This is a genomic window from Candidatus Eisenbacteria bacterium, assembly GCA_016867495.1.
Lineage (GTDB): Bacteria > Eisenbacteria > RBG-16-71-46 > CAIMUX01 > VGJL01 > VGJL01.
The window spans coordinates 1-3,102 of the sequence record VGJL01000251.1 but is presented as its reverse complement, the minus strand read 5'-3'; the positions used below and the strand labels follow the sequence as shown (position 1 = coordinate 3,102).

The following is a 3,102-nucleotide window of genomic DNA, read 5'->3' as shown; positions in this document are numbered from 1 at the left end:
GCGGCGGCCGCCACGACGATCCCGATCAGGGCGAACCCTCTCCTTCTCCTCGTCATTCGCGCATCTCCTTCCTCAAGACGCCTCCGCATCCCGTCTCCGCTTAGGAGCAGATCTTAGAGTAGTCGGCGCGGCGGTTCATGGGGAAAGTTGGTACGATGTGGCCGATGAGACGCAAGCAACCAGGGGCGGCGATCGAGCTCGAGATCACCGACCTCGCTTACGGCGGGGAGGGCGTCGGGCGGCACGAGGGCCAGGTCCAGTTCGTGGCCGGCGCCTACCCCGGCGAGCGCGTCCGCGCCGAACCGCAGAGCGGGCGCAAGAGGTGGCAGAGGGCGCGCCTCCTGGAAGTGCTCACCCCCTCGGCGGACAGAGTCTCTCCCTTGTGCAGCCACACGGAGGTCTGCGGCGGCTGCGTCTACCAGACTCTCGCCTACCCCGCGCAGCTTGCCGCCAAGGCCAAGCAAGTCCGCGAGGCGCTGGCTCGCATCGGAGGCTTCTGTCCGCCCGAGCCGGAGCCGCCCCTTGCGGCCCCCGTCCTCCAGGGCTACCGGAACAAGATGGACTTCTCCTTCGCTCCGCGCGCCTGGGACCCTGCGGGCGTGCCAACTGAGCCGCGACCAGACCCGGCGCTCGGTCTCCACGTCAGAGGTCGATTCGACGCCGTCTTCGACCTGCGCGACTGCGCCCTCTGCGACCCCGCTGTCAACGAGATTGTCGCACGCCTACGCGGACAGGCCTCGAGCCTTGGCCTGACGGGCTACCACGGCGGCAGGGCGACGGGGCTGCTCAGGCATCTCATCGTCCGAAGCTCCCGCGCGACCGGCGAGCACCTTCTCGCCCTCGTCGTCTCGGAGGAGGACGATCGTCTCCCCGAGCTTGCCCGCGCCGTCTGCGACGGGCATCCGCGCATCGCCGGCTTCCTCCTCTGGATCCACACGGGTCTCGCTTCGATCGCGACCGCCGAGCGAGAGATCCTACTTCTCGGGAATGCCCGGATCACCGAGCGGCTGCTCGATCTCGAGTTCGAGCTGAGCGCGTCGAGCTTCTTTCAGACCAACAGCTCCGCCGCGGAGTCCCTCCTGACCGAGCTGCGGGCGATCTGTCGCCCCGCGGAGACGATCCTAGACCTCTACTGCGGCGTCGGGACCCTGGGCCTGGCGCTTGCGGGCCGCTGCCGCGCTCTCGTGGGGATCGAGTCGGTGGGCCCTGCGGTCGAGGACGCGAGGCGCAACGCCGCTCGAAACGGCATCGCCCACGCGCGCTATATGTCAGCGACGGCGGAGGACTGGCTCGCGGAGGCCTCCGCGCTGAGGCCGGACCTCGTGATCCTCGATCCGCCGAGGGCGGGGCTCCATCCCCGGGCGATGAAGGGACTGCTCGCCCTCGCGCCCCCGAGGATCCTCTATGTCTCCTGCAACCCGACGACCCTAGCGCGCGATCTCCATCATCTGAGCGCGTCCGGGTATGTGGCGGATCGGATGCGGATCCTCGATCTCTTCCCGCATACCCCCCACGTCGAGACGATCGTCCTTATGGAGAGGCGCGAGGCCGACCGTCCGGTCGGGGGATCGGCCTTATAGCCGAGTCCCTCCGCATGCGGGAGAGGAGAAGCTAGAACCCCGGTGCCTCCTGAAAACCCCACCGAGGTCGATGTCGCCGAGAACTCAGATCCCAACGGGGCCCTGGTCTACGCGCCAGAGATCACAATGTAGGGAAACGGGGAAGACCTGGGGCAGACTCCGCGCGGCCCTGTTCAGGCGGCGGTCGGGTTCGCCTTCACGTTCAGGGTCGTTCCATGCTAGCGCAGCAGAAGGGCCTTCCGGCCGACCCGTCGCCCGCCGGCGCGTCCCTCGCAGGAGTAGACACCCGAGCTGACCCGACGCCCTTCCTGGTCGCGGCCATCCCAGACGGTCGTGTGGAACCCGGCCGCGCGCTCTTCGTCCAGGAGCGTGCGGACCCTCCGCCCGCCCGCGTCATAGATCGCGATCTCGATTCGCCCCGCGCGGGGCAAGCCGAATCGGATCTCCGTCGTCGCGCGGAACGGATTGGGGCGGTTCGGCTCGATCACGAAAGCCGCCGGCGTGGCGCCCTCGATCGCTCCGCCGGCGACGCACCGGGTCACGCGGATCTGGATGTCATCCAGGGCCGCCTCGGCGCATGTGGTCGCGACTCCGATGTCCTCCATCTGGAAACGGAATCTCATCCGATCCGTGAAAGCCACATCGTCGCTCGAGAGGTAGCTCTTGCGGTAGCTCCAGGCGTTGTTCCCCATCCCTCGCACCTCGCCGAGATCGATCCAAGCGGCGCCGTCGTCGTTGCTGACCGACCACCGCAGGGCATCGTCGGTCGGCGTGTAGTCGAAGAAGAAGGCCCAGAAGCCCACAGTGGCCCAACCGGAATAGGCCGACCAGTCGAAGAGCGGGGAGACGAGCGTGGTCCTTCCGTTGTCCACGTCGTAGTGGTACCAGTCTCCGCCACGCCCGTCGGTCACCCAGCAGCGCGTGCCGCCCTCGCCGCGATCGTCCTCGGGTTGCGTCGGCCCGTAGGCGGAGTGAACCTTCCCAATCGGATCGACGCGCTCCCAGATCCCCGCCGTGGCGCCGTCGCCCGGCGCGCCGACCGTCCAGCCTCGATCGGCCTCGCAGTCATCCTCGAGCGCCGTCTCGACGGGGCCGGCCAGGAAGCGATGGCGATACTTGTGCGGCGCCTCGATCGGCGAGGTCGCCCATTCGCCGGTATCCTTGGCCGCGTACAGGTAGTAGTAGACCATCCTCCCGCACCCCTGGTTCGGGATCTCCCCCGCGCACTCGTCGCCGTTTCCCGTCGGCGCCAGCGGGGCTCGATGCCAGACCGGTCCCTGATCCGGCGGATCGCTCGTGTAATAGACGAAGCACGCCTCGGGGTCGATCGCCCCTCCGCCAACGGCTCGAATCGAGGCGCGGATGAAGTAGCTCCCGGCCTCGTTTTCCTGATCGCCAATCGGCTCGAAATCGATCTCGACATATTCGGCGAGCGCGGGACAAGGGAGCGCGTGCGCCTCGAAGGCCTCGCAGATCTCATGCCAATCGGGCGTCCCGTTGCCGAGGTCGCCGTCATCGTCGT

Annotated in this window: 2 protein-coding genes; one reads left to right on the top strand and one right to left on the bottom strand. The window is 68.1% G+C overall.

The genetic code is table 11. From position 1 onward, the window contains the following. Window positions 1-137: 137 nt before the first annotated feature. A complete protein-coding gene (gene rlmD / locus FJY88_13015) occupies window positions 138-1,580 on the top strand; it encodes a 23S rRNA (uracil(1939)-C(5))-methyltransferase RlmD (protein MBM3288250.1) in 1,443 nt (480 codons plus the stop codon). 218 nt (window positions 1,581-1,798) lie between these two features. On the opposite strand, the gene FJY88_13010 is transcribed toward rlmD, so the two are convergent. Then, window positions 1,799-3,102: hypothetical protein (locus FJY88_13010; protein ID MBM3288249.1), on the bottom strand; the 1,304-nt coding region annotated here is incomplete at its 5' end.